The following is a 24107-nucleotide window of genomic DNA, read 5'->3' on the forward strand; positions in this document are numbered from 1 at the left end:
GTGTTGGCGGTGGGGAGCAAGACTCGCTGCCGGGGCTGCAGTCGGAGAACTGCAGCTAGAGAGGGTGCTGCACAGGGGGCGCAGCAAACCAGCGAGTACCTTTATCATACGGTAGACACAGGGAAGCGGCAATGGACATCGTTGCACCATGATAGAAGGATGCTAACCATTCAATAATGACGGAGGCGGGGAAAAGGCTAAGGCCTCTTCCGCCGGGAGCGGTTTGGCGAGAAGATAGCCTTGAATCAAATCGCAGCCCATGGCGCAAAGACGCTGGAATTGTTCTTCCGTTTCTACGCCTTCCGCGACAACGGAGAGCTTCATGTCGTGCGCCAGGCGAATCATGGCGCGAACAATCGCTTGATTTTGCTCGGTATGATGTTTTTGCAAAAAGGTTTTATCCAGCTTGAGACGGTCAATGGGCAGTTGATTAAGATAGGTTAAAGAGGAATAACCGGTGCCAAAATCGTCCAGGGAAATGCTCAAGCCAGTCTCACGCAGCTCTTGCAGTTTTAAGACGTGCTCGTCAAAGGATTCCATGAGAATGGATTCCGTCAATTCTAGCTCCAGCCACTCAGGGGGAATGTTTTCTTCCGCTAAAATACGCCGGACCCGCTGCGTGAAATCGGTCTGCATAAGTTGGCGGCCGGAAATATTGACCGCTACTCGGATCGGCGCCCCTTGCGGCGATCGCTGCCGCAAGAATCGGCAGGCGCTGCGCAGCACCCATTCGCCGATCGGCAGGATCAGGCCTGTTTCTTCGGCGAGGGGGATGAATTCCAGCGGCGAGACCAAGCCCCGTTCCGGATGTTGCCAGCGGATGAGGGCTTCAAAGGCAGTGACTTGACCGCTGGGCAGGTCCAATTGGGGCTGGAAATAAAGGAGAAACTGCCTGGCGGTCAAAGCCTGGTGCAACTGGCTTTCCAATTGAATACGCCGGATCATGGCCTCCTGCATGGCAGGCTCATAAAGACGCCAGGTTTTTTTGCCGGCGCTTTTGGCGCGGTTGAGGGCGGTGTCGGCGTTGCGCAGCACATCGTCCGCAGACAGATCGTTATTTAAAGGACATATGCCTAGACTGGCGGACAGCGGCAAAGAGGTGCCGCGGACAATGAGCGGACGGCTGCAAAGATCGAGAATGCGCTGCGCCCATTCATCTACTTCGCGTGTTGTTAAGGGGCCGAGTAAAACCGTAAATTCATCGCCGCCCAGACGGGTGGTCATAGCTTCGGTCGGCAGCAAACTTTGCAGGCGGTGCGCCACTTCTAACAGAACATCATCACCGCAGGCATGGCCCCAGGAATTGTTGATGAACTTGAAATTATCCAGGTCGAAAAGAAATAGAGTGTGTCGCTTTTCGCCGAGCTGCTGCGGCAGCAGCTCGGTTAACTTTTCTAGAAGACTGGCGCGGTTTGGCAAATTGGTCAGGGTATCGTGATAGGCCATGTGACGGATGCGTTCCTCCTGCTTTTTACGAGACGTAATGTCTGTGTAGGAGCCGCACATGCGCAGGGGCTTGTTTTGTTCGTCAAAGAGCGCTTTGCCTCGTTCTAAAACCCAACAATAACGTCCATTCGGCAGGCGAAAGCGGTACTCGAATGAAAAATAAGAGCTCTGCTTTAGTAAATGCTGCCGCATCGCTTGTCGCCGTCCTGGCAGATCTTCGGGATGAATATGTTGCAGCCAGCGCTGAATGCTGTCTTCATAGGCTACCGAAGGGAAGCCTATGCGCTCCGCCCAATGCGGCGAAACAACGACCTGTTTGCGTACAAGATCCCAATCCCAGATGGCGTCGTTCGAACCGGCCATGGCTAAACGATAGCGATCTTCGCTCTCACGCAGTGAGGCTTGGCTGCTTTCCAGTTCGCGCACTTTCAATTTTAGCTCGTCTTCAGCTTGTGACAGTTGAGTATAGAGGGATTCCAGCTCCTCGTAATTAGCCTGCAGCTCTTCATATACGTCGGAAAGGTGCTGTTTGTCTTGTTTGTGCCGGGTGATGTCGCGGGCGACGATGACCAGCACGTCTTGGGTGGGCAACTGTACCCAGGTAAGGGTGATTTCCACGGGCACTTCTTTATTGCCGCAGCATTGCAGCAAACATTCCTGGGTTTTGGCGATTAATTCCACCGGCGTATCCGGCGTCATGTTTTCCGGGAGTTCTAGATCTAGCCAGTTTTGGATGGGAGCGCCTACCACTTCCTGAGCGCCGGCGCAATTGCGGGCGGCGGCATTGGCGTCAAGAATAAGATGACTGGCGCGGTCTACTAGGAAAATAGCGTCATGCGCTTGATCAAGAAGCAAACGAAAGCGCTCCAGATCCGCCATGCGCGCTTGAAGTTCGGGATAATAGTTCTTGCGCAGCGAGTCTTCGCCTAAGCCAATCAAAAGTTCGCGGGTGAATTTGTTGTGGTCTTCAGAGCGCCTGTTCATAAATAGCCTCCAGCTCTTCCAGCGTCAAATCACGGGGGTTGGTGGCAAGACAGGCGTCATTGCTGGCATGTTCGGCTAAAAGCGGCAAATGTTCTTTTTTTACGCCTAAGTCGCCTAACGTCCGGCTGACGCCTAAGCGGCGGCGGAGGTCTTCGATATAGCTGCAGAGGAGATGGCCGCTTTCTTGGGGAGACAGATCCGCTACGGGAAGCTGCAGAGCAAGAGCGATTTGCTGGTAACGTTCCGGGCAGACTTCCATATTGCTGCGAATGACCGGCGCTAGTAAAATGGCGTTGCATTCGCCATGAGGCAGGTCTAAAAAACCGCCTAGGCTGTGAGCCATGGCGTGGACTGCGCCTAAAATGGCGTTGGAGAAGGCGAGACCGGCTTCCAGGCTGGCCAAAAGCATGTGGCTGCGCGCTACAAGGTGGTTTGGCTCGGCCCAGGCGGTGGGCAGCGATAAGCCAATTAAGCGGATGGCTTCTAAGGCGTGGAGATCGGTAATCGGCGAACTAGCGTTGGAAACATAAGCTTCAATGGCGTGCGTTAGCGCATCCAGGCCGGTGCAGGCGGTTAGCTCCGGGGACATAGTGACGGTGAGCTCTGGATCGATCAAGGCGGTGTCGGGCACGACGGCTTTGCTGACAATAGCGATCTTAGTGCGGCGGTTTTCGGCCATAATAATAGCAAATTGAGAAACCTCCGAGGCGGTGCCGCTGGTAGTGGGCAGGCATAAAAGAGGCGGCATGGGGCGTAAAATGCGGTCTACGCCTTCAAAGTCCAGCACATGGCCTCCGTTGGAGCTGACAATGCCGATGCCTTTAGCGCAGTCCATGACACTGCCGCCGCCGATGGCGACAATGGCGTTGCAATGTTCCTGTTGAAAAAGTTTAGCGCCCTCCATCGCTTCTGCCGAACGAGGATTGGGCGTAACTTGATCAAAAAGAACGCTTTCCAAGCCCGCTGCGGTCAGAAGCTGGCGCATTTCTTGAATCCAGTGCGTATGCTCCCGGAGAAATTTGTCGGTCACCAAGAGCACTTTGCGAGCGCCGCAGTTTTTGGCGTAGCGCCCAACAAGTTTGCGGGCGCCTAGACCAAAAATAAATTCCGGCGCGACAAATTTTCGCAACTCCAGCAGGGATTGCGTGTCTTTATTCATGGCGGCCAACCTCCTTGAGAATATAAAAATATTGAATTGAACAGGAGTAGAGTGAGTAGAGGGAGGGTTACGAGAAAAAACTATAAAATAAGGAATCACTTCGACATGGGTCAAAGTGATTCCTTCATAATGACAGAAAAATCAGAGAAAACAGAGAGCTATGGTTTTATTGTCCGTTCCCCCGTATTTCTTGCAGCGCTTTAGCAACAAAGCCGCTTCCTTGCTCCAGAGCTATGCGGGCTTTATTCGCATCTACGCATCCCAGTAGCATGACAATGGCGGTTTTAGCATGGCCGTCGGCAGCGGCGACGGCAGCGGCGACGGCTGCGGTATCTTCGCCGGTGGCGGTTTGGACAATGCGGAGCACTCGTTGCCGCAGTTTTTCGTTGCTGGCCTTTACGTCGACCATGAGATTGCCGTAGACTTTGCCTAAAAGAATCATGGCCGTCGTGGAGAGCATATTAAGTACCATCTTTTGGGCGCTGCCGGCTTTCATGCGCGTTGAGCCAGTGATGACCTCGGGGCCGGTGACTACGGTAATGGCAAGCTCCGCCGCTGCGCTGATCGGCGAGTGAGGCGAGCAGGCCAAAGCGACGGTGCGGCAGCCAAGAGCGCGGGCGTAGCCAAGAGCTCCCAGTACATAGGGAGTCCGGCCACTAGCGGCAATGCCGACAACCATATCTTTGGCCGTAAGGTTTTTGGCTTTGAGATCTTCTTCTCCTAATTCTGGACGGTCTTCGGCGGCTTCTACCGAACGGAATACCGCTGAAGGGCCTCCGGCAATAAGGCCTTGAATTTGCTCCGGGTTGGTGCCGTACGTAGGCGGACATTCGCTGGCGTCGAGAATGCCCAAACGCCCGCTGGTACCGGCGCCGATGTAAAAGAGGCGGCCTCCTTGGGCGAGCGCTTCGGCAATCCACATTGCGCCTTGAGCGATGGCCTCTAAAGCCGGGGCGATGGCTGCGGTGAGTGCGGCGTCTTCCTGATGAATGCGGCGGACGATGTCGAGCGGTGTTAATTGATCGATGTCGGCGGTGGCGCGATTTTGCTCTTCTGTAGCGAGTGATTCTAGGGCGATGGTCATGGCGTACCTCCTGCAGAATTTTCAAAAGCGAAGGAACTTCCTGGCTCAAGATAGTCAAGCAGGAAAAGTTCTGTCGGCTCAATACGGGCGACTACGTTGACCCGCGGGTCGGCAGGTAAATCCTGCAGCACGATTTGCAGCTCTCCTTGATAACGGCCATAGCTGCTGTTGTCGATGGTAACGCTGCCTTTGAGGCGCGGCTGCGCCGGGCGAGGCGGCACCTCTTCGGTGCAAAGGCCGCGGGCCTCTTGCGAGCGGACACAGACAGCGCCGGGGTCGTGGCGATTGGTATGGGGCGCATTCAGCAGTAGGCGTTCTATGGGGGAAAGCTCCGGCTCTACTTGAAGGCGTAGTGAAAGAAGCTGCGCTTCGACACGTCCTACGGCCAGCAGTTCTTCCTCTGTCGCCAAGGGGTCGCCGAAGAAAATGCCTTGCACTAGACCGCAGGCGGCCAGTTCTTTGGCGGCCGCCTGCGCCGGCAAGGTTCGGTGGGCTTCTAGCGTGGGCAAGCCGGCGAAGAGAGGCCCTCGCGGATTGTGAAGGGAAGGAACGAAAGCCGCTACTTCAATGCCATGGGAGGCAAAAAGACGGCAGCGCTCGGAGAAAAGCCGCCAGGACAGGCCGGTTTCCGGGCGAGGATAATAGTTGTGACAGCTTTGTAGGCGAGAAGCGTAGACGCCATGGTCTAGAAGCTGCTGCAAATCTGCTGCGGTAGTTGTACTGGTATTAAGGCAAATAGACCACTGCTGTTCATGAGTAAGGGATACGATATCGTCGCAGGTGAAGCCGTCATCCAAGCGCAAGGACGTTAGCCTCAAACGAGCTAAGGCGGCGGTGTTTTGCAGCGAGCCGCCGAAAAAGCGGAAGGTACGCGGTGAAATGTCGGCGGTAACGGCAAAATCCAGTTCTTTTGCCTTTTCTAAAATGGCGTCTAGCTCCGCCAGCAGCGTTTGGTTATCGGCCTCCGGTATATGGAGGGAAGTGAAAAGTTCACTGAAACCAGCTGCTTTGGCGGTTTCTAGGTACTGCAAACTGTCAGCGAGGGGGTGTCCCATGCCGGCAAATAGAGAAATGCCTTTTTTTATCTTTTTCATGCTTCTGCCTCCTCCGACGTTTCTACGGGATCTTCAAAGCCGACGAGCCATGTGGCGCAAAAACCGCCGGTATAGGCGATAACTAGGCCCAGCAGATAATGCATGAGGCTGTCCGGTTGGATGAGAAAAGCTAAGGGCAGGCCTGATACGCCCATGGAAATGGAAGCCGTATGCATAGCCGCCTGATAGGCTCCGCCGAAGGCGGCACCTAGACACGCTGTGAAAAAAGGGCGTCCTAAGGGCAGGGTAACGCCGAAAATCAGCGGTTCGCCAATGCCCAAGAGACCGACAGGCAACGCGCTTTTAATGATATGCTGCAAACGGGTATTTTTTGTTTTTAGGTAGACTGCCAGCGAAGCTCCTACTTGACCGGCGCCGCCCATGGCGAGGATGGGAAGCAGCGGATTTTCGTGGAGCGTGTTGAGAAACTCCATATGAATGGGCGTCAGTCCTTGATGCAAGCCGGTCATGACGATAGGTAGGATGGTGCCGGCGAGCACAAAGCCGGCAAAACCGCCGCCGTCCTGGAGCAAAACTTTGAAAGCAAAGACGATGGTATCCGATAAAAAACCGCCTAAGGGCTGGAGTACATAGTAGGTAGCCAAAGCGCCTATAAGCAGCGTCAGCGTAGGGGTGACAATGATGTCCAGTGCGTTGGGAACATAGCGGCGCAGACGCCGCTCCAGCCAAGCCATAAAGCAGGCTACCAGAAGAACGCCGATGACGCCGCCCCGGCCGGGAACTAACGCTTCGCCTCCCAATTGAATGGAAGCGATGGCCGGGTTGATGAGTAAAACTCCAGCCAGGCCTCCGAGCGCCGGCGTGCCGCCGAATTCCTTGGCGGCGTTGAAGCCGATAAAGATGGACAAATAGGCGAAAAGACCCCAGCCGGTTACGGAAAGCAGCGTGGCCAGCTCGTGTTCCGGAGGCAGGCCCAGACGGATGGCGAGATTGGTCAGGCCGGCGACCATGCCGGAAGCGACAATGGCGGGAATGAGCGGGATAAAAATGCCAGCGAGACGGCGCAGCAGCAGCTTGAAAGGCGTGCGGTTTTTTTCATCAAGAGCCGCTTTGCGTGTGCGCGCTTCCGCGAGTGGTTCTGGCTGGTTGGGAGAGGCGGGCTGTTGCTGTAATATCTGCAGATGGGCGGTTACCTTATTGACAATCCCGGGGCCCAGGACGATTTGACAGCGTCCTTCTGCGCCCAGCAAGCCTAGCACGCCTGGGAGGTTTTTGATTTTTTCCTTATCTACCTTTGCTTCGTCAGCGACGGTGATGCGCAGGCGGGTCATGCAGTGCGAAATGGAAAGCAGGTTGTCCGCTCCTCCTAAGAGGGGCAGCAACGCGGCGGCAAGTTGTTGTTCTTTATCGGCGGTCATGCAGTATCTCCTTAGTTTGCGTAGATTTAAAATAAGACCTTAACTTTCATTCGCCGCGCAGGAGCTGATTCCTGTTTCTTAGTGCACCGGAGCAGGAAGTTGGCAGAAGGGCAACGAACAAGACAAGAGAAATAAAGTGAGTACTACTAGTACTAAGAGGAGGATGTATCTATGCGTAAGTCAGTATTGTTATTTGTTCTGTGCGCGCTTCTTTGGACGCTTCCTGAAGTGGCGGCGGCTGAAGGCATGGCTTGGAGGGAGCTTCCTGTAGTGGCTCAAGTGCAGTGGGATGGTAAGCTAGGCGGTACGGAAAGCCTGCAACTGCAGCTGCGGGCGGGACAGACGGTACAAGTAGATTTGATGGCGGCGGCTGGTACAGGGTATCTCTGGAGCACGCCGATTACAGCGGACTTGAAGTATGCTGTTTTAGCGCATGATTCCGGCCCTCAGGCGCTGACGGAGCGCGCAGGCGGTCCATTACAGCAGCGTTTGTTCTACCAGGCCCGCGGCGGCGTGGAAGGCACGGAAACACTGACTTTTGTGCTGCGCCGTCCTTGGGAAGCCGCAGACAAAGTTGCCGCTACCAGGACGCTGACTATCAGCGTTAAACCGTAAAGAGAACGAACAAGAGAACCAGAGTGACCGGAGGGTACGACTAAGAAACATAGAAGATCCAGGCAATGCTTGCTTGCAAGTTTTGCCTGGATCTTTACTTTCTCATGCGAGCCCTCTCATGACTCCAATTTTCCTGTTCAAATCTCAATTTCCGTTTTTCTTGGTACTCCCCAAGCGCTTAAAAAAGCGGTACACATAGGGTACAAGGGTAGCTACCGGCTGCTGGTATAAGATGGACATGGTAATGGGGATAGCTGCCGCCGGGGGGAAATAGCTGAGCGCTAAAACGACGCCGCAGGCGTTGTTGCGAATGCCTACATTATAAATCATGGTAAGGACGGTTGATTCCCGGCGATCTTTCAAAGCTAGCGAACCGAGCCAACCGACAAAGAAGCTGGCGCTAACGACGCCCAATGTAATAATCAGAGCTTTTAGGGTGGACGCGTTCCAGGACAATAACGGCATGACAACTGCGGAATTGATAAAGATAACCGCGCTTAAAGAAAGCTTGGAAGTAACGCCGCCGACGCCTTTAGCAAAAGAGGCGGTGCGGCCCTTGGAGAAATCATTGCAAAGCATGCCTAGCAAACTAGGAATCGTAACCATAAGCAAAAGATCTTCCACCATCTTTAGATAACTGATTTCGATGGTTTCGCCAATTACAAAGTGGAAAAAAGCGGGCAAGACAAGCGGAACCAAAAAGGTGTCCAAGGTCACGGCTACCAAAGACACTGCTAAATCGCCCTGAACCAGAGCTGTCCAAATAATAGAAGTGACACCGACGGGAATGGAAGCGCCAATTAGATAACCAATACGAATCAGTGGTTCATCAGGATAGAAAACGTGGCCTACAATCCATGCAGTGAAAGGAGAGGCGAGATGAACCAGCGCCAAAATCCACAAAGGCTGCCAGGGATGGCGCAGTACCTGAAGAAAATCGCGCAAGCTGGTGGATAGGGCGGTGACAAAGGTCATATAAGCAAAAAGCAAGACCGTTGTCTGCCGGAGTAACGAAGAATCACTGAGAGGAAAGAAAATGCCGCCAATTAAAGCAGTTACGACGACAAGAAACATTCTCTTGCCTAACCAGGCATTTAAAGATAACCACTTTGTCATTAGATACAGCCTCCGTACGTTGGTATGTGTGTACTCTCTATCCTAGCATGGCCTTGGCATTTTTTCTAATCTTTTTCGAAAAGAAAAACAAGACGGGTATTCTCCGCGGAAAAAAAACTGTACAATAGTACAGAAGAAAGCGTTCAAGTAACGCAGGCAGACGGGAAAGGTGGCGCATGGATGGTTGCGGACATGGCGGGACGGGATTTTTTAATCATTGATTTTGAATTTACAACACATAAAAAACTGGTAGGCAAGCCGAGAGCGTTTTTTCCGGAGATCATCGAAGTGGGCGCGGTGCGTATGGGAGCCCCGGAATTAGCGCTAGGCGAAGAATACCAGTCGTTTGTTAAGCCGCGTTTCTTTCCGCGTTTGACGAAGGAATGCATGGAGATTGCCATCATCAACCAGGACGATGTGGATGGCGGTGTAGATCTAGCAGAAATGCTTGCAGGACTAAGTGATTTATATCAAGAAGGGCGGACGTACTTTGTCGCCTGGGGCGATTCGGACCGAGAAGTGCTGGCGACGGATTGCAAGCGCTATGGTCTGGAGTATCCGTTTGTATATGAAGACTATATCGACTTGGCAGCGGCCTATAAGCAGCATTATGGCAAAGACCGCACTCCTTCCCTTAAGCACGCAGTGGAAGAAAGCGGTATTGATCGCTTGGGGTGGTGCCATATGGCGCTGGATGACGCTAAAAATACAGGATTGCTTCTGGCGCACCTTTTGCGTGATGGCTGGCGTCCGGGAATGGATGTCTAGGTTCGAAAATGAGAGGAGTGAAGAAACATGGGGATGCGGGAAACCTGGTTTCGGCAAGCTGCTTCCGTAGTCTTGGGTGCGGGCTTTTTCTTGGCGGTATCGGTGGCGCAGGCGGGGGCGGCTCTTGATGAAGTGCATGAAAAGGGAAAAGTCTATCTGGCGGCGGCGGCATCGCTAGCTGCTTATAATGATCGCTTAGGCATGCTGGTGAATGAGGCGCTTCAGGAAGAAGGCTGGGAAATTACCAAATATCGTTATAGTACGCCGGCGGCGGATGCTCGCTTTATTGTATTGAGAAACTTGCAAGTGGATCCCTGGGAGCCTACGCTTACGCTGGCTGTAGCTGGTACGGAAAATTTTAAAGACGTGAAAACCGATATGAAGCTCGGTAAAGTTTGGTTTTCCGGTGCGACACAAGCGGAATTTAATGCAGCTGGCGCTACGCCTAATGTTCCTGATGACAAGCCCAAGGTACATAAGGGGTTCTACCAGTATGTACAAACAGCGATTGATGCAGGCGAGGAAGGCCATCCCATCTATAAGACCCTACAGAGCGATCCTTCGCAACGGCTGCTGCTGACAGGGCATAGCTTGGGCGGCGCTGTTGCTACTTTGGGCGGCGCTCGGCTTCTTTTGGCTGGAATCAATCCGGCGCAGGTGGAGGTAGTGACTTTCGGAGCGCCTGCAGTAGGGAATGCCGCTTTTAAGCAAGAGACGGAAGGAAAGCTGGCATTGGAACGAGTAGTGTTGGATGGAGATCCGATTCCTTCTTTGGTGCAAAAAATTGGCGGCGGCTATGCCCAGTTTGGTAAGGAAGTTCGTTGGCAGGAAGAAAACTATATGCATCAAAAACCGCACTCCATGGCGGTCTATATGGATGTGGCAATGAAGGATTATTATCGGGCCTTGCGGGAGGCGGAAAAATCAGGAGAAATTGCGAGATCCAAACGAAGCGAAGGTGAAGGCCCTAAGGCGTATATCGTGCCGGCCAGCTTTAAACTTCCCCAAGAAATGGAGGCGGAGCAGCCTTTTATGGAGCAAGTAATGGAGCGGCAGTATCAACGAGCGTTGAAGGGATATGTGCTGGCGGATGCGGCGACTGCTGCGCCGAACGGCGATTTTGAAGCGGCAAAACAGGCTGGCTGTCAATGGTTGGTGCGCACGGATGTGCAAGTGAACCGCTTGCGCGAAGAAGTCAACGGTCACGTGATTTCCTTGAATCAAATGGTGTATCGGGTAGCGGACGGTCGGTTGGTAGCGACCAGCGATTACCAATCTTCGACGCGGGAGCTGACGCCGCTGGAAGTCATGATGCATCTGACACGCAATTTTGCGAAAGACGGTGTGCGTTGGCTGGATATGCCGCAAAAGGGGTAACGAACATGGCGTTGAACATCCAAATTTTCGGCACGAAAAAGTGCCAAGATACGCGCAAGGCGGAGCGTTATTTTAAAGAACGCCGCATGCCGTATCATTTTATTGATTTGAATATTCGCGGTCTGTCCAAAGGAGAATTAAGAGCTGTGGCGCAAGCTGTTGGCGGTGTGGAAAAGATGGCCGATGCAAACGGCAAAGAAGCGGCGCGTCTTAATCTGCGATACATTTTGCATAATGTACAAGAAAAGCTGTTGGAGCACCCGCTGCTTTTAAAAACTCCAGTTGTGCGCAACGGGGCTAAGGCGACGGTGGGGTATTGTCCAGAGGTATGGCAGACATGGCAGTAACTGCCTGGACCTATATTTTAAAATGCGCGGACGACAGCTTTTATATCGGTTGGACCAACGATCCGCCGCGGCGTTTGGCGGCGCACAATGCCGGTAAGGGCGCTCGCTATACCCGCGGGCGGGGACCGGTGCAACCGGTTTATTGGGAAGCATTTGAAGAATTTCGCGCCGCTCAGCGAAGGGAATGGCAGCTTAAGCAGCTATCGCGCAAAGAAAAGGAAAGCTTGGTAAGCCGTTTTGCGGAAGAACGGCGCGGGCAGGAAGGAGCTTGGCCATGGGAGGAACACAACGCAAAGACATCCGTCCCGGAGTGAGGGTGAAGGTGGTGCAAAAACCGCATCAACGCACTGGAGAATTGACCGAAGGGATTGTGAAAGATATTTTGACGAACAGCGCCGTGCATCACCGGGGCATTAAAGTGCGCCTGGAAGGCGGTATAGTCGGCCGGGTGCAGGAAATTCTCGGCTAAACAAAGAGCTAAAAAAGAAAGCTTTCGTTTGCAGGTTCAAGGCTTGCAAACGAAAGCTTTTTCCTTTTACGGTTTAAGCTACTGGAGAGTTCAGGCTTTTGCTATATAGGTGCTCTGTGAGTCAGACTTTGGCAGTTGCTGTTCCTCATCGGGTCGTTAGTTTATTGCCTTGTAATGATGCGCACGGTGCGGTCATAGACAAAGTAGTCCCAAACCCACTTAGCAAAGACAATGAAGCGATTGCGAAAATCGATGAGTCGCAGAATATGCACGAAGGACCAGAATAGCCAAGCGCTAAAACCCTGCAACTGCACGCTGCCCATATGCACGACAGCGGCATTACGTCCAATGGTGGCCATATTGCCCATATCATTATAGAGGAAGGGGAGCACGTCTTGACCGCGCAGTAGCAAGTGGATTTGGCGAGCAGCGTGCTGTCCCTGCTGGATGGCGACCTGGGCCACCATGGGCAGCGGTCGGCCGTTTGGCTGTTCAAAGCAGGCGGCGTCGCCTACGATAAACACATCTTCCAGACCTTCCGGTTGCAGCGTGCTGCGGACTTTGATGCGTTTCTGGCGGTCTAACGGCAATTGCAGCGTGCTAGTAAGAGGCGCCGCTTCCACTCCGGCGGCCCAAATCAGAGTGCGCGCAGGAATGACCTCGCCGCCTTTAAGATATACTTTTTCGCCGTCATAGTCGGCTACTTGCGTACAAAGGCGTACTTCTACATCCTTGCGTACCAAGGTGCTGCGCGTTGCCTCTTGCAGCGCTTCCGACATGCTGGCTAAGAGGCGATCCGAGGCTTCCATAAGCACGATGCGAGCCTCTTTGAAGTTGAGATCCGGATACTCCCGGGCCAATACATGGTACATCAGTTCAGACAGGGCGCCGGCGGACTCGACGCCGGTGGGGCCGCCGCCAACAACCAAAAAGGTGAGCAATGCGCGGCGTTTATCTGGGTTTTGTTCATGACTGGCCAACTCAAACATTTTCAAGAGGTGATTGCGGATATTAACGGCTTCGTCTAGCGTTTTCATGCCAAAGCCGTATTTTTGCACATTAGCGAGACCGAAAAAATTAGTAGCCCCGCCAGCGGCGACGATTAAGTAGTCGTAAGAAAGGGTATCGGCTTCGGTAAGCACAGTTTTGGCCGCGCAGTCGATGCTGCGAACTTCAGCCATGTGAAAACGCACGTTTTTCCAATCCTTGACCATGGCTCGCACCGGATACGCGATATCGTCTACCGATAGGCCGGCAGTAGCCACTTGGTATAGTAAGGGCTGGAACAGCTGATAGTTTTGACGGTCAATTAAAGTGATGCGGACCGGCGAGGAGGAAAGACGGTGGGCAGCCTGGAGGCCGCCGAAGCCGGCGCCGATAATGACGACATGAGGCAGTTGGGGTGTGGTGTTGGACATGTGCATCACTCCTTTGGCCTGACATTCTTATGGAGGAGTAATTCTTCGCGCGGTAAGCTCCTTCCTGCTTAGGAGTGTAAAAAGTAGAAGGAGGAACCCGTTTGTATGGCGGCGAATCCAGAAGTGAATAAAAATTGCAGGTGCTAGGAGATGAATCATTGGAAGCGGGACTCATTTTTATTAGTTTGATTCTTTTGATGGCGGCGGCGTACCGAGGGTATTCTATTATCTTGGTAGCTCCTTTTTTTGCAATGCTGGCGGCTGTCGGCAGCGAATACGCACTGATGCCAGTGTATAGTGAACTTTATATGACGAAAGCGGCGGAATACGTGAAGGTGTATTATCCGGTATTTTTGCTGGGCGCTGTTTTTGCGAAAATTATGGAGGATGGCGGCTTAGCGGCGGCGGTAGCCAAGCAGATTGTACGTTCTTTGGGTCCGCAACAGGCGGTGCTGGCCGTTCTGCTTGGGTGCGGCGTTCTTGTATACGGCGGTCTGAGCGTTTTTGTAGTGGCTTTTGTCATGTATCCTTTTAGCGCTATTTTATTTCGCCAGGCGGACATACCCAAGCGGTTACTGCCGGCAGTGTTGTGGATGGGGATTTTTACCTATGCCATGATTGCGCTTCCTGGAGCGCCGCAGATTCAAAATATTATTCCTACGGCCTTTTTTGGCACTACGACCTGGTCGGGTGTTGGGTTAGGGATGGTGGGAGCGGTGGCGTATTTTTTATTGGGCTGGGGCTGGATTTCCTGGCGTCACAGAAAATTAGCGGCCCAGGGAGAAGGCTATGGCGCGCATATTCTAAATGAACCGGAGCGTACGGAAACGAATTTGCCAGACTGGCGGATGTCTTCGCTGCCATTGTTGGTTGTTGTTTTGGTCAATTTGTATTTAAGCAATCCCTTTCACTGGTCTTGGGGCTATCATTGGCCGGCGGACAGCCTTGCGGCGATGAAGGTGTTGAAACTGTCGCTGTTAAGCCCTTCGGTAGAACGCGTGCAGGCCATTTGGTCTATTTGTCTGGCGCTTCTGGCGGGAAGCGTTTGCGCCGCTATGGTTGGCCGGCGTCAAATGCGGCGTCAGGGAGGCTTGCTGCAGCCGCTGAACGCCGGAGCTATGGCCTCTATTCCGGCGATTTTAAATACAGCCTCCGGCTATGCCTTTGGCAGCGTCATTGCCGCCTTGCCTGGCTTTTTTGCTATCAAGGATGCGCTGCTTCATTTGCAGATAGGCGGCGGACCTTTGGTCTCCGCCATTCTAACGACGAATGTGATGACCGCCGTGACTGGTTCGGCTTCGGGCGGCTTAACCATTGCGTTGGGTATGTTGGGGCAGGAATGGCTGGCCTGGGGCGCCTCGCTGGGGATGTCGCCGGAGGTGCTGCACCGTATCGTATGCCTGGCTTCGGAGGGGTTGGATACAGTTCCCCACAGCGGAGCGTTGGTGACCTTGATGGCTGTTTGCGGTTTGACGCATCGGGAGTCCTATTATGATGTCTTTGTGCTGACGCTGCTCAAGCCGTTGGTAGCCGTGCTTTGCCTGCTGGTATATTTGATGACAGGACTCGTTTGAGTTAACTTCGAAATTTGTATTTTATTCCATGTTCTATTTTGGGAAAAAGAAAAAAAGTTCCCCGAACACTTGTGCGAACAAAAGAGGTATGCTAGAATGAATTTAGACGAACAAGTGTTCAGGGGGCGATGTGTATGCATAGAAAAAAAGTTTGCGCATGGCTTTTGCTAGGGCTGTGCTTTTTAATGGTTTCCGTGGTCAAATCCAGTCCCGGACCTGCTGGGATTCGCTATGCCGAAGTGACGGTGCGCGGCGGCGATACTTTGTGGCAATTGGCGGCGCTGCATTGCGGGGAAAAGGAAGACATTCGAGAAAAAATCTATGCGATTCGCGACCTGAACCGCCTGACGGCGCAAGCGTCTTTAACGCCCGGGCAGAAATTAAAAATACCTTTGAAAAATGCAGAGTAACAGAACTAATTTAGTAGCTATAAGACGGAACGCGGCGCGTGCGCCGAAGGTCCCGTCTTTTTATTATAATTAGCCAAGCGAGTATGAGTAGTTAGCAGGATTTTTTCGGAAAAAATAGAAGTAATAATGTGGAAAATAACAGCCTTAAGTCGGCTGAATTTGAGGTGATTGCTGCATGAAGCCTTTACGCATTTTAGTGGTGGATGATTCGCCTTTTAGCCAGAAAATCATGACGGGACTGTTGAAAAAGAATGGTTTTGATGTTTGCGGTTATGCGGATACAGGGGGACAAGGCATAGAACAGTATCGGGAGTTGAGACCTGATGTTGTAACTATGGACATGACATTGCCGGATATGGACGGCTTGGAATGCAGCAAGGCGATTCTGGCGGCGGACCCGACGGCCAAAATTGTTATGGTAAGCGCTATGAAAGACGAAACTTTAATGACAAATGGCTATACGGCCGGAATTAAAGGGTTTGTGCAAAAGCCGCCGCGAGCGGAAGAATTAGCGGAATTGATACGCAAGGTGTGCCAAGAAGCGGAAGAATGTTCTTTGTGCCAAAAATACCTGGCTTTTTTTGAACAATCGCTGCAAGAGAATCTTAGCTACATGGTTGGCGTCGAAAGCGAAATAGAGACTGAGCCGGACAACGAAAGCAAATTTTTATCACAAGGTGTAGCGGTAATTGTGGGCTTGACCGGAAAGGTGCAGGGCCGGGTCATTTTGGATAGCTCCGAGCAAACGGCGCAGCAATTAACGCGCATGATTCTTAGTACTGAAGAAGTATCGGAAGATGATATGCTGAACGGCATGGCGGAACTGGCGAATATTGTCAGTGGTAATGGCGTATCTTCTGTAAACAACGCGTATCGGGAGCTGGAACTGCGGTTGACGCCGCCAAGTATTCTTTGCGGGAGAAAAATTAGCATTGTCAATCCAAAACTAGATGCTTACATTATGACGGCGCAGACGCCGTATGGGGATATTCGTATGAGCATTGGCTTCGCAGGGGGGAAATAACATGGATGCAAAAATGATTAATCCCTTCGTGGATGCCGTGGCGACGGTCTTGCCTCAGCTTGGCTTTCAATCGGTAGAGCGGGGGCAAATCCGCCTGGGGGAAGAATTCGTAGAAGGCCGGGGCGTGACGGTATTGATTGGCTTAACACAAGATGTGCAAGGCAATCTGGCCTATAATTTTACGGAAGAGGCGGCTAAAGGCATTGCTTCAACCATGATGATGGGGATGCCGGTAACGCAGATGGATGAGATGGCGCAAAGCGCTATTTCTGAATTAGTGAATATGATTACCGCCAATGCGGCGACTCACTTTTCTTCACAAAATTTGCTTGTTGATATTTCGCCACCGAGCTTGGTTGTGGGTGAGGCTCTTAAGGCACGGATCAGCAACGGAAAATTCTTGGTTGTAGAAGTGAATGCAGACAGCTATTCCTTTGAATTGAATATTGGCATTGCCAGCAGCAAGTAAAAACAGGCTGACAGACGCGAGGGGCGCGTTGTCAGCCTGCTTTTTTTATGGCAAAAAAGGAAAACGAAAGTCATTATGGAATAAGAGTATTTGTTAGATGTAAGAGAGAATGAAATAGAGGGTGTATAGGAGCGGTAGTTATGTGGAAACAAGCGTATCGATTTTGCGGGCAGGTTTTTTTCCTTTGGTGTATTTATTGGCTTGGTAATCAAGCGGCGATTATTTCGCATGCGCCTATTCCGGGCAATGTTCTGGGAATGGTGCTGTTATTTTTGCTCTTGGCGACAGGCGTGGTCAAAGTGGAGCAGCTAGAGCTGGCGGGGGGCTTTTTGCTGCGGCATATTACCTTTTTCTTTATTCCGATCGCCGTAGGTTTGATGAATTGGGCGGATTTATTTTACCAGCATGTCGTGGCGCTGACGGTAACGATTGTTGTGAGTGCTGTGGCTGCATTTTGGGTTGCCGGTTTTGTATTTCAGCGGCTACAAGGGAGAAATAAAGCATGAATGAACTAATGATTATGGCATTTACGGTGTTGACGGTTGGCGCCTATATAGTGAGCCGTTGGTTATTTTTTCGTTATGGACATCCCTTGTTCAATATGGTTTTGTTTGGTACTATCTTGATGATCAGTTTGTTAGCGCTTTCCGGCACGTCTTACAGCGCCTACGAACCAGCCAAAGAATTTATGACCTTTTTGCTGGGGCCGGCAACCGTAGCGCTAGCGATTCCTTTGTATAAAAATAGGGAGCTTTTGCGGCGGCACGGGCTGGCTATCGGCAGCAGTGTAGCGGCAGGGTCCTTAACTTCTATGAGCTTAGTTTTGTTTTTGGCGAAAGCGGGCGGTTTGAGCCAGGCCGTGCTGATTTCTGCGCTGCCTAAATCGGTGACAGCGCCAATCGCTATTGAAATTGCGCAATTGTCCGGCGGAGCCCCCGCTTTAGCTGTGGCTTTTGTGGTGGCAACAGGGACCTTCGGAGGCTCTCTGGGGCCGACGTTGCTGCGGTGGTGCGGCATTCGCCTGCCTGAGGCCAGAGGGCTGGCCTTGGGAACCGTGGCTCATGCCCAGGGAGTTGGCATGGCTCTTTTGGAAGGAGAGGCTTCTGCAGCGATGGCCAGTTCGGCGATGGCGATTGCCGCCATCTTTACGTCGCTGGCGGCTCCGGTATTGCTTGCGCTACTATAAGGAGAAATTGTTTTATGGAAAAATTAATCGCCCGGGCGGAAGAAACACAAACTTTATCACAGGAAGAATTGGTGCAGTTATTAGCTGCAGATGAAGCGGCCGCGGAAACGCTTTTTACAGCAGCAGACCGCGTACGGCAGCAGCAGGTGGGCGATGGCGTTCATTTGCGAGGGCTCATTGAGTTTTCCAATACTTGTCGGCAAAACTGTCTCTATTGTGGCCTGCGTCGGGACAACCTCCAGGTGCAGCGTTACCGCATGGAGCCGGAAGAAATTTACGAATTGGCCGTTAAGGCGGTCGGCTACGGCTATAAAACGGTTGTGCTTCAGTCTGGCGAGGATCCGTATTATACCCTAGAGATCATGGAACCGCTGCTGCGCCGGATCAAGGCGCTGGGGCTGGCAATTACTTTGAGTATTGGCGAAAAATCCCGCGAAGAGTATGCGCGTTATCGCGCAGCCGGAGCGGACCGATATTTGCTGCGCATTGAAACTACCGACCAGGCGCTCTATGAGCGGTTGGACTCGGGGATGAGCTTTGCTAATCGTCTGCGGTGCTTGCGAGATTTGCGAGAATTGGGGTATGAAGTGGGTACTGGCTGCCTGGTGGGTTTGCCTGGGCAGACGCTGGCTTCTTTGGCGGCGGATATCCTATTTTTTCAAAGTCTAGATGCGGATATGGTGGGGATCGGGCCCTTCATTCCTAATGCCGATACTCCCTTGGGGCAAGAAGCAGGCGGAACATTTGAACTCGCGACGAGGGTTATGGCGCTGACGCGTTTGCTTTTGCCCAATAGCAATATTCCGGCGACAACGGCCATGGAAACGCTGAATCCCCAGGGGAGAATCCTGGCGCTGCAGCGCGGAGCCAATGTAGTCATGCCTAATGTCACAGAAGGAGACTATCGACGGCAGTACGCTCTGTATCCGGGAAAAATCTGTGTGAACGATACGCCAGCGCACTGTCGGGGCTGCATCACCGGCAAAATTCAAGCCATCGGTCGTTATGTGGCTACGGATGCAGGGTTTCGTCGTTAGCCTTTAGGCAAACCCTTACTTTACTCCCGCTACTCTTGTTTAATTGTTCGGTTTCAGTCTTTTTAGCACCAATTGCGCCAGCAGCAACCCCGATAAAGACGTGATAAATTGCGGCCAGCTAAGGAGCAATCCCAGCAGGCGCTGTAACAGCTCCGGCAAAGCCAGTAGAGAAAGAAGGAAGGTAACGCCGCCCCAAAGAAAGAGCATTTTTCCTAGCGGCGGTACAAAAAGACTGAGCAAGGCGCCTTTGCGTTGCAGCATAAGATAGAGGCTGCCGAAGAAAAAATTTCCGCCCGCTACTAACGGGATGAAAATCGGCAGTGGCAATAGCTGCTGTAAATAAGCGATAAGCGGCGCCAGCACAGAAAGAACCGCCAGACCGCGATATCCGCCGCTGACGGCGCTTAGGATCAAGCAAGCGTTAACAAGGCTGCCGATGAGCAGTGTCGATGCTACTGGCGGCAGAGGGAGAAAAAGGCGCAAGGATTGAAAAGCAAGAAGCAGCGCCGCGATCAGAGCGGTGCGAGTAAGATTGCGTGTGGTATTCATAGGAGCCCCTTTCTGTAGAAATATTGTAAACTTATTCGGGGCTGAAACGGTTTAATCCTGCGGATTTTGATTTTTCTATTGACGTACTATGTAAAAAGGGATACAATAACACCTGTGGTTTTTAATACTACCATATTGGGGAGTAGCCAAGCTGGTTAAGGCACCTGACTCTGACTCAGGCATCCGAGGGTTCGAATCCTTCCTCCCCAGCCATTGAAAAATAAGCGCTTGTTGCTTTCGCAATAAGCGCTTTTGTTGTTTTGAAAAACGATTTTAGTATTGGTTGAAACATGAAAGAAGACGGCTTGTGCCGTCTTCTTCTGTTTCAAATAAGCCCAAAATGCTTGCCCATGGAGTGGAAGGTTTCCAGGGCGCGATCAATATCCGCATCGGTGTGGGTAGCAATGGTTGTCAGGCGTATGCGGCTCTCATTTTTCTTAACCACCGGGTATTTAATAGCCGGGGCTAGGATGCCGTGATCGAAAAGATAGCGAGCCACATTAACGCATTTTTGTTCTTCACCGATGATGATAGGAATGATTTGTGTTTCCGAGTTGATGACGTCAAAACCCATGGATTTAAGCCCGTCTTTAAGGCGACGGACATTTTTCCATAAAGAGAGACGTAAGCTTTCATCTGCCTGCATGATCTTTAGGGCTGCTAGGATGCCGCAAGCCTGTTCCGGCGGAATGGACGAAGTATAAATGAAGGAAGAGGCGCGCATTTTCAGGTACTGGATCAATGCTTCCGACCCGGCGACATAGCCGCCAATGGCGCCGAAGGCCTTGCTCATAGTGCCCATTTCGATGTCGACTTGTCCTTGAACGCCAAAGTACTCGGAGGTTCCTTTGCCGTTAGGACCCAGCACGCCGGTAGCATGGGCGTCATCCACCATGATCATGGCGTCGTATTTGCGGGCCAGGCGTATAATGTCCGGTAGCGGCGCAATATCGCCGTCCATGCTGAAAACGCCGTCCGTAACAATTAGCTTGCGCTTGGCTGTTGTTCGCTTCAGAATTTTTTCCAGATGGTCCATATCTTTATGGATATAGCTTTTTACACTAGCCCGGCTAATCATGCAGCCTTCGCGAATGCTTTGGTGGTTGAGAAAATCGCTGATAATCAGATTGTCTTTGTCGCTCACCGACATGGGCAGATTGTAAATGCCAAACTGGTCGGGATCGTCCATGATGGCGGGAATAATGCCCAAATTGGCCATAAAGCCGGTAATAAAGACGATAGCGGCGGGCAGATTTTTGAACTTGGCCAGTGTCTGTTCTAGCTCTTCCAATACCTCTAGGTTGCCTGCTACCATACGGGACTCGCAGGTGCCAATGCCGTAGCGCTCAATCCCCTTGATGGCCGCTGCCTTTACCTGGGGATGAATGGACAGCCCTAGGTAATTATTGGAGCAAAAACATAAATATTCCTTGCCTTCTATAATTAGGCTGGGATAAGGTACGTCATTAACGACACGCATATCCGGATATAGATCATTGGATTTTACATAACTTAAAACGCGTTCGATGAACTTCATAAATATACTCCTTCGAGACGATTTGAAAAATTTACCTGAAACTCATTATAGTCATTTATGTGAAGAATGACTATGCTTTTAAGAAATTTTACAATGAACGTTGCATTTTATATTTTGGAGGCGTATAATAAAGACCGTGTTAAGGGAAACGGAATAGTTCTCTTATGAAATAATGACTCACTAGCTCAATTGGCAGAGCAACTGACTCTTAATCAGTGGGTTGTAGGTTCGATTCCTACGTGGGTCACCAATAAATACGCGCCTCTCAGGTTCTGAGAGGCGCTTTTTTGTTTATGTTGCTTTTCGCTGTGTTCTCAATTTCCTTGTTCTTCTGCCTTTTTCGGCAAGTGAGGCTGATGGAGTTTAACGGGCTGACTCTTTCTGATTTTCAGGTTGAACATCTCGACGATTACAGAGAAGGCCATGGCGAAATAGATATATCCTTTCGGAATATGCATATCGAGACCATCACCAATGAGAACTACGCCGATTAAAAGCAGAAAACTCAGAGCCAGAATCTTGATTGTCGGATGAGTTTCCACAAAAGAGCTTATTTTTCCTGAAAACACCATCATGAAAAGAACGGCGATAACAACGGCCGCAATCATGACTCCGAGTTGTTCGGCCATTCCCAAGGCGGTAATGATGGAGTCAAGAGAAAAGACGATGTCTAAAAGCAAGATTTGAATGATTACAGCGCTGAAGGTTGTTTTAGCTTGTATAGAAGAATCTTCCTCGGCGCCTTCAAGCTTTTCATGGATTTCCATGGTGCTTTTCCAAATCAAGAACAAGCCGCCGACAATAAGGATTAAGTCACGTCCTGATATTTCGTTGTTCAAAATGGTGAAAAGCGTTGCGGTGAGTCCCATGAGCCAAGAAAAAGAAAACAGCAATGCAATGCGTATAATCATAGCTAAAGCAAGGCCGACTTTGCGAGCTTTCTCTTGAAGGGGAACCGGAAGTTTGCCTGCTTGAATAGATATAAACACGATATTGTCAATTCCGAGTACAATTTCCAGGGCGCTTAGTGTTATCAGCGCCATCCAGACTTGAGGATTTAGTGCCCATTCCATTACATAAGCTCCTTTCGGTGATAACATAATAGTAAAGAATATGCCGCACGAATCATTTTGTTTGCGGGCTTGGAGAAGCAAAGATAATTTTTGTGATGAATTGCTAATGCATTAACCATAGGCTTGCCAAAACGACAGCTCCATAAGTGAATAAGCTGGAGATATTGGCTGGAGCTAGGAGCAGGGTAGTCTTGGTATCTCGTTTGTACGACAAAGCAGCACAGTATGCGCCGGACATATAGCCGAAAATCATAAAAAGCGTTTCAACGTTTGCGACAAGGTATGCAAAGAGGGCGGCAGTCAGCAGTCCCCAAAGAAAACCGATTATGACTTTAGGGAAAACGCCCAGCCCTATAATTCTATCCGTTAAGTTAGAGGAGAGCTTTCGAAAAGCGAAAGGAAGCAGCAGAAAGAAGATAACGAATTTTACAGTGAACTCCATATAGAACACCGCCTTTGATCGCCCCAAAGAGCGAGTGGTAGCAAAAAAGGGCCGTATGAAACAAGGTTTCAATACGGCTCGAAAAGTACTTAAATTCCCTTGAAACTGCGGCTAAGATAGAGTACCTCTTCTTCGCGCAGTACTTTGGTGATTTGCGTAGTTAAATTTTTGGTCAAATCCATTTCAAAAGGAGTGGGGTAGGGGTGGCCGTTCGGATCGGCCAGCAAGCTGATGGTGGGACGCATTTGCAATCGAGGAAGTACCTTGGTGACAATGCCGAACTCGCCGCTGTCCAGTCGTACAATACTACCAATAGGGTAAATGGCCACGGTGCGTAAAAATGCATCTAAATAGTCTGGATCTACATAGCGGCCGCTCAATGTCATGAGAAGTTCGTAGGCTTCGTGAGGCAGAAAGCCGCGACGCTGAGGCCGATCAGAAACGAGAGCGTCAAACATATTGGGAATGGCTGTCAGGCGCGCGTAATCATGAATATCATCTTTGGCAAGCTTGCGCGGATAGCCGCTGCCGTCAAAATTTTCATGATGCTGGTAAGCGATGTGTGCCGAGAGAATGGATAAATCCCGGACTTTGCGCAGCGCCTCAAAGCCTTTGGTGGTATGACTGTGGATGACATCCCATTCGGCAGGGGTAAGCTTAGCCGGCTTATTTAGTATTTCATCGGGAATTAGCATTTCGCCAATATCGTGAAGTATAACGCCCATGGCTAGATCACGCAGGCGTTCCTCATTGAATTCCATAGTAGCGGCGACTAAAACTGTCATCATAGTAACATTAACAACGTGGGCGTAAAGATAGTCCTCGTTGGTGCGGCAATCGACAAAATGCACCATCATGTGTCGATTGCGAATGATCTCGCTGACAAGGCGCTTGATTCGCGGCTTTAACGGCTCAACGTCAATTTGGCCGTTTTCCTGAAAGGTTTTATAGACTTGTTGAACCTGCTTGACTAAAAGGCGGCGGTCGTCTTCCTCCAGAAGATCTTCGGGCAGCTCTAGGCCGCTATAGAGCATATTTTTTACATAAATGGACCGTAAGCCCAAGGTTTTTAAGCGAGCAACATATTGATCATCCAGTTCGCGGTCTGCGCTGACTAAAAGCACGCCTTCGCTATTGTAAATATTGTGCGCTGTGATCATGCCTGGTTGCAGAAGTGAGACGGAAACCCGCAGCATTTTGTGTCCACCTTTCACACGGTACATGGGAAGAGTTACATTTTCAACTAATTAGGCGTAAAGGGACCAAAATCCTGCTTTTGAACCAAAAAAAGAAAACCCGCCGCCTTGCCGACTGGCAAGGCGGCGAGCAGAGGCTCGCTGGCATGAGGCTCACGGACTAGGCTTGGCATTCCGACTTTTCGGCCCTTGAAGACCCACGGGACAGGTGAACGAGGATTCGACAGAACTGGGATAACGAACACCGATTGACACCACCGGGTTGACAGGAATTCGATTTGGGGAATGCCAGCGAGTTCACTTATAATATACCATGAAACAATAAATTAAACAACTATTCTGACAAAAATAAAA

General features: G+C 51.2%; 25 protein-coding genes and 2 tRNA genes. 15 read left to right on the forward strand and 12 right to left on the reverse strand.

Going from position 1 to position 24107, the window contains the following annotated elements; genetic code table 11:
* Nucleotides 1–162: 162 nt before the first annotated feature.
* The 5 genes from C508_RS17440 to C508_RS0100480 form a co-directional block, all read right to left on the reverse strand.
* The gene (locus C508_RS17440) at nt 163–2430 is read right to left on the reverse strand and encodes a sensor domain-containing protein (protein WP_018701567.1); all 2268 of its coding nucleotides are present in this window, start codon (nt 2428–2430) and stop codon (nt 163–165) included.
* Nucleotides 2414–3589 carry an alcohol dehydrogenase-like regulatory protein ErcA gene (ercA, locus tag C508_RS0100465; protein WP_018701568.1) on the reverse strand — a complete coding sequence of 392 codons (1176 nt, stop codon included), beginning with the start codon at nt 3587–3589 and terminating at the stop codon, nt 2414–2416. Before ercA ends, C508_RS17440 begins: the two co-directional genes overlap by 17 nt.
* A gap of 166 nt (nt 3590–3755) precedes the next feature.
* Nucleotides 3756–4673 (reverse strand): N-acetylmuramic acid 6-phosphate etherase, encoded by a 918-nt coding sequence (murQ, locus tag C508_RS0100470; RefSeq protein ID WP_018701569.1) that lies wholly within the window; start codon nt 4671–4673, stop codon nt 3756–3758.
* On the reverse strand, nt 4670–5767 hold the full coding sequence (locus C508_RS0100475; protein ID WP_018701570.1) for a DUF871 domain-containing protein: 1098 nt from the start codon (nt 5765–5767) through the stop codon (nt 4670–4672). The genes murQ and C508_RS0100475 overlap by 4 nt, the downstream gene beginning before the upstream one ends.
* Nucleotides 5764–7146 carry a PTS transporter subunit EIIC gene (locus tag C508_RS0100480; protein ID WP_018701571.1) on the reverse strand — a complete coding sequence of 461 codons (1383 nt, stop codon included), beginning with the start codon at nt 7144–7146 and terminating at the stop codon, nt 5764–5766. Before C508_RS0100480 ends, C508_RS0100475 begins: the two co-directional genes overlap by 4 nt.
* Nucleotides 7147–7317: 171 nt before the next feature.
* Between C508_RS0100480 and C508_RS0100485 the strand changes: the two genes are divergently transcribed.
* Nucleotides 7318–7761, forward strand: a complete 444-nt coding sequence (locus C508_RS0100485) for a protease inhibitor I42 family protein (RefSeq protein ID WP_018701572.1) — start codon at nt 7318–7320, stop codon at nt 7759–7761.
* 144 nt (nt 7762–7905) lie between these two features.
* Here the strand turns inward: C508_RS0100485 and C508_RS0100490 are convergent, their stop codons facing one another.
* Nucleotides 7906–8877, reverse strand: a complete 972-nt coding sequence (locus C508_RS0100490) for a bile acid:sodium symporter family protein (protein WP_018701573.1) — start codon at nt 8875–8877, stop codon at nt 7906–7908.
* A 180-nt stretch (nt 8878–9057) separates the two neighbouring features.
* On the opposite strand from C508_RS0100490, the gene kapD reads away from it, so the two are divergent.
* From kapD to C508_RS0100515, 5 genes are read left to right on the forward strand one after another with little or no spacing between them, the layout of a single operon-like run.
* On the forward strand, nt 9058–9645 hold the full coding sequence (gene kapD / locus C508_RS0100495) for a 3'-5' exonuclease KapD (protein WP_018701574.1): 588 nt from the start codon (nt 9058–9060) through the stop codon (nt 9643–9645).
* 27 nt (nt 9646–9672) lie between these two features.
* On the forward strand, nt 9673–11022 hold the full coding sequence (locus tag C508_RS0100500) for a lipase family protein (RefSeq protein ID WP_018701575.1): 1350 nt from the start codon (nt 9673–9675) through the stop codon (nt 11020–11022).
* Between the two features lie 5 nt (nt 11023–11027).
* Nucleotides 11028–11369, forward strand: a complete 342-nt coding sequence (locus C508_RS0100505) for an arsenate reductase family protein (RefSeq protein ID WP_018701576.1) — start codon at nt 11028–11030, stop codon at nt 11367–11369.
* Complete coding sequence (locus C508_RS17445; RefSeq protein WP_018701577.1) at nt 11360–11683, forward strand: GIY-YIG nuclease family protein; 324 nt, start codon at nt 11360–11362, stop codon at nt 11681–11683. The genes C508_RS0100505 and C508_RS17445 overlap by 10 nt, the downstream gene beginning before the upstream one ends.
* Nucleotides 11644–11838, forward strand: a complete 195-nt coding sequence (locus tag C508_RS0100515) for a YwbE family protein (RefSeq protein WP_026319271.1) — start codon at nt 11644–11646, stop codon at nt 11836–11838. Before C508_RS17445 ends, C508_RS0100515 begins: the two co-directional genes overlap by 40 nt.
* A 161-nt stretch (nt 11839–11999) precedes the next feature.
* On the opposite strand, the gene C508_RS0100520 is transcribed toward C508_RS0100515, so the two are convergent.
* Nucleotides 12000–13256, reverse strand: coding sequence for an NAD(P)/FAD-dependent oxidoreductase (locus tag C508_RS0100520; protein WP_018701579.1), 1257 nt, complete (start codon nt 13254–13256; stop codon nt 12000–12002).
* Nucleotides 13257–13414: 158 nt separating this feature from the next.
* On the opposite strand from C508_RS0100520, the gene C508_RS0100525 reads away from it, so the two are divergent.
* From C508_RS0100525 to hydE, 7 genes are all read left to right on the forward strand, one after another.
* On the forward strand, nt 13415–14830 hold the full coding sequence (locus C508_RS0100525) for a GntP family permease (protein ID WP_018701580.1): 1416 nt from the start codon (nt 13415–13417) through the stop codon (nt 14828–14830).
* 134 nt (nt 14831–14964) lie between these two features.
* Complete coding sequence (locus tag C508_RS17450; protein ID WP_018701581.1) at nt 14965–15240, forward strand: LysM peptidoglycan-binding domain-containing protein; 276 nt, start codon at nt 14965–14967, stop codon at nt 15238–15240.
* A gap of 175 nt (nt 15241–15415) precedes the next feature.
* Nucleotides 15416–16264: a response regulator gene (locus C508_RS0100535; protein ID WP_018701582.1), complete on the forward strand. Its 849-nt coding sequence runs from the start codon at nt 15416–15418 to the stop codon at nt 16262–16264.
* 1 nt (nt 16265) lies between these two features.
* Nucleotides 16266–16733 (forward strand): chemotaxis protein CheX, encoded by a 468-nt coding sequence (locus C508_RS0100540; RefSeq protein WP_018701583.1) that lies wholly within the window; start codon nt 16266–16268, stop codon nt 16731–16733.
* Between the two features lie 140 nt (nt 16734–16873).
* Nucleotides 16874–17239: a CidA/LrgA family protein gene (locus C508_RS0100545; protein ID WP_018701584.1), complete on the forward strand. Its 366-nt coding sequence runs from the start codon at nt 16874–16876 to the stop codon at nt 17237–17239.
* Nucleotides 17236–17919 (forward strand): LrgB family protein, encoded by a 684-nt coding sequence (locus tag C508_RS0100550; RefSeq protein ID WP_018701585.1) that lies wholly within the window; start codon nt 17236–17238, stop codon nt 17917–17919. Before C508_RS0100545 ends, C508_RS0100550 begins: the two co-directional genes overlap by 4 nt.
* Before the next feature lie 14 nt (nt 17920–17933).
* Complete coding sequence (gene hydE, locus C508_RS0100555; protein ID WP_018701586.1) at nt 17934–18956, forward strand: [FeFe] hydrogenase H-cluster radical SAM maturase HydE; 1023 nt, start codon at nt 17934–17936, stop codon at nt 18954–18956.
* A 39-nt stretch (nt 18957–18995) separates the two neighbouring features.
* Here hydE and C508_RS0100560 read toward each other — a convergent pair whose 3' ends face one another.
* The gene (locus C508_RS0100560; RefSeq protein WP_018701587.1) at nt 18996–19505 is read right to left on the reverse strand and encodes a hypothetical protein; all 510 of its coding nucleotides are present in this window, start codon (nt 19503–19505) and stop codon (nt 18996–18998) included.
* A gap of 136 nt (nt 19506–19641) precedes the next feature.
* Between C508_RS0100560 and C508_RS0100565 the strand changes: the two genes are divergently transcribed.
* Nucleotides 19642–19718 (forward strand) — tRNA-Gln (locus tag C508_RS0100565).
* Between the two features lie 112 nt (nt 19719–19830).
* On the opposite strand, the gene bioF is transcribed toward C508_RS0100565, so the two are convergent.
* Nucleotides 19831–21042, reverse strand: a complete 1212-nt coding sequence (bioF, locus tag C508_RS0100570) for an 8-amino-7-oxononanoate synthase (RefSeq protein WP_018701588.1) — start codon at nt 21040–21042, stop codon at nt 19831–19833.
* Nucleotides 21043–21216: 174 nt separating this feature from the next.
* Here bioF and C508_RS0100575 point away from each other — a divergent pair.
* Nucleotides 21217–21292: transfer RNA gene (locus C508_RS0100575), tRNA-Lys, on the forward strand.
* A 64-nt stretch (nt 21293–21356) separates the two neighbouring features.
* Here C508_RS0100575 and C508_RS0100580 read toward each other — a convergent pair.
* The 3 genes from C508_RS0100580 to C508_RS0100590 all read right to left on the reverse strand — a co-directional run bounded on the left by C508_RS0100580 (nt 21357) and on the right by C508_RS0100590 (nt 23753).
* Nucleotides 21357–22115: a TerC family protein gene (locus tag C508_RS0100580; RefSeq protein WP_018701589.1), complete on the reverse strand. Its 759-nt coding sequence runs from the start codon at nt 22113–22115 to the stop codon at nt 21357–21359.
* A gap of 103 nt (nt 22116–22218) precedes the next feature.
* Nucleotides 22219–22557: a hypothetical protein gene (locus C508_RS0100585; protein ID WP_018701590.1), complete on the reverse strand. Its 339-nt coding sequence runs from the start codon at nt 22555–22557 to the stop codon at nt 22219–22221.
* Between the two features lie 89 nt (nt 22558–22646).
* Nucleotides 22647–23753 (reverse strand): HD-GYP domain-containing protein, encoded by a 1107-nt coding sequence (locus C508_RS0100590; protein ID WP_018701591.1) that lies wholly within the window; start codon nt 23751–23753, stop codon nt 22647–22649.
* Between the last annotated feature and the right edge of the window lie 354 nt (nt 23754–24107).

Origin of the sequence: Anaeromusa acidaminophila DSM 3853, from assembly GCF_000374545.1 — a bacterium.
Taxonomy (GTDB): Bacteria; Bacillota; Negativicutes; order Anaeromusales; family Anaeromusaceae; genus Anaeromusa; species Anaeromusa acidaminophila.

Bases quoted from the DNA above. Each gene is read 5' to 3' on its own strand.
- ercA (WP_018701568.1), bottom strand. From the start codon at position 3,589: ATGAATAAAGACACGCAATCCCTGCTGGAGTTGCGAAAATTTGTCGCG.
- C508_RS0100560 (WP_018701587.1), bottom strand. From the start codon at position 19,505: ATGAATACCACACGCAATCTTACTCGCACCGCTCTGATCGCGGCGCTG.
- C508_RS0100580 (WP_018701589.1), bottom strand. From the start codon at position 22,115: ATGGAATGGGCACTAAATCCTCAAGTCTGGATGGCGCTGATAACACTA.
- C508_RS17440 (WP_018701567.1), bottom strand. From the start codon at position 2,430: ATGAACAGGCGCTCTGAAGACCACAACAAATTCACCCGCGAACTTTTG.
- C508_RS0100480 (WP_018701571.1), bottom strand. From the start codon at position 7,146: ATGACCGCCGATAAAGAACAACAACTTGCCGCCGCGTTGCTGCCCCTC.
- kapD (WP_018701574.1), top strand. From the start codon at position 9,058: ATGGTTGCGGACATGGCGGGACGGGATTTTTTAATCATTGATTTTGAA.
- C508_RS0100520 (WP_018701579.1), bottom strand. From the start codon at position 13,256: ATGTCCAACACCACACCCCAACTGCCTCATGTCGTCATTATCGGCGCC.
- bioF (WP_018701588.1), bottom strand. From the start codon at position 21,042: ATGAAGTTCATCGAACGCGTTTTAAGTTATGTAAAATCCAATGATCTA.
- C508_RS0100515 (WP_026319271.1), top strand. From the start codon at position 11,644: ATGGGAGGAACACAACGCAAAGACATCCGTCCCGGAGTGAGGGTGAAG.
- C508_RS0100535 (WP_018701582.1), top strand. From the start codon at position 15,416: ATGAAGCCTTTACGCATTTTAGTGGTGGATGATTCGCCTTTTAGCCAG.
- C508_RS0100500 (WP_018701575.1), top strand. From the start codon at position 9,673: ATGGGGATGCGGGAAACCTGGTTTCGGCAAGCTGCTTCCGTAGTCTTG.
- C508_RS0100590 (WP_018701591.1), bottom strand. From the start codon at position 23,753: ATGCTGCGGGTTTCCGTCTCACTTCTGCAACCAGGCATGATCACAGCG.
- C508_RS17445 (WP_018701577.1), top strand. From the start codon at position 11,360: ATGGCAGTAACTGCCTGGACCTATATTTTAAAATGCGCGGACGACAGC.
- C508_RS0100505 (WP_018701576.1), top strand. From the start codon at position 11,028: ATGGCGTTGAACATCCAAATTTTCGGCACGAAAAAGTGCCAAGATACG.
- C508_RS0100550 (WP_018701585.1), top strand. From the start codon at position 17,236: ATGAATGAACTAATGATTATGGCATTTACGGTGTTGACGGTTGGCGCC.
- hydE (WP_018701586.1), top strand. From the start codon at position 17,934: ATGGAAAAATTAATCGCCCGGGCGGAAGAAACACAAACTTTATCACAG.
- C508_RS0100540 (WP_018701583.1), top strand. From the start codon at position 16,266: ATGGATGCAAAAATGATTAATCCCTTCGTGGATGCCGTGGCGACGGTC.
- C508_RS17450 (WP_018701581.1), top strand. From the start codon at position 14,965: ATGCATAGAAAAAAAGTTTGCGCATGGCTTTTGCTAGGGCTGTGCTTT.
- C508_RS0100545 (WP_018701584.1), top strand. From the start codon at position 16,874: ATGTGGAAACAAGCGTATCGATTTTGCGGGCAGGTTTTTTTCCTTTGG.
- C508_RS0100490 (WP_018701573.1), bottom strand. From the start codon at position 8,877: ATGACAAAGTGGTTATCTTTAAATGCCTGGTTAGGCAAGAGAATGTTT.
- C508_RS0100475 (WP_018701570.1), bottom strand. From the start codon at position 5,767: ATGAAAAAGATAAAAAAAGGCATTTCTCTATTTGCCGGCATGGGACAC.
- murQ (WP_018701569.1), bottom strand. From the start codon at position 4,673: ATGACCATCGCCCTAGAATCACTCGCTACAGAAGAGCAAAATCGCGCC.
- C508_RS0100485 (WP_018701572.1), top strand. From the start codon at position 7,318: ATGCGTAAGTCAGTATTGTTATTTGTTCTGTGCGCGCTTCTTTGGACG.
- C508_RS0100585 (WP_018701590.1), bottom strand. From the start codon at position 22,557: ATGGAGTTCACTGTAAAATTCGTTATCTTCTTTCTGCTGCTTCCTTTC.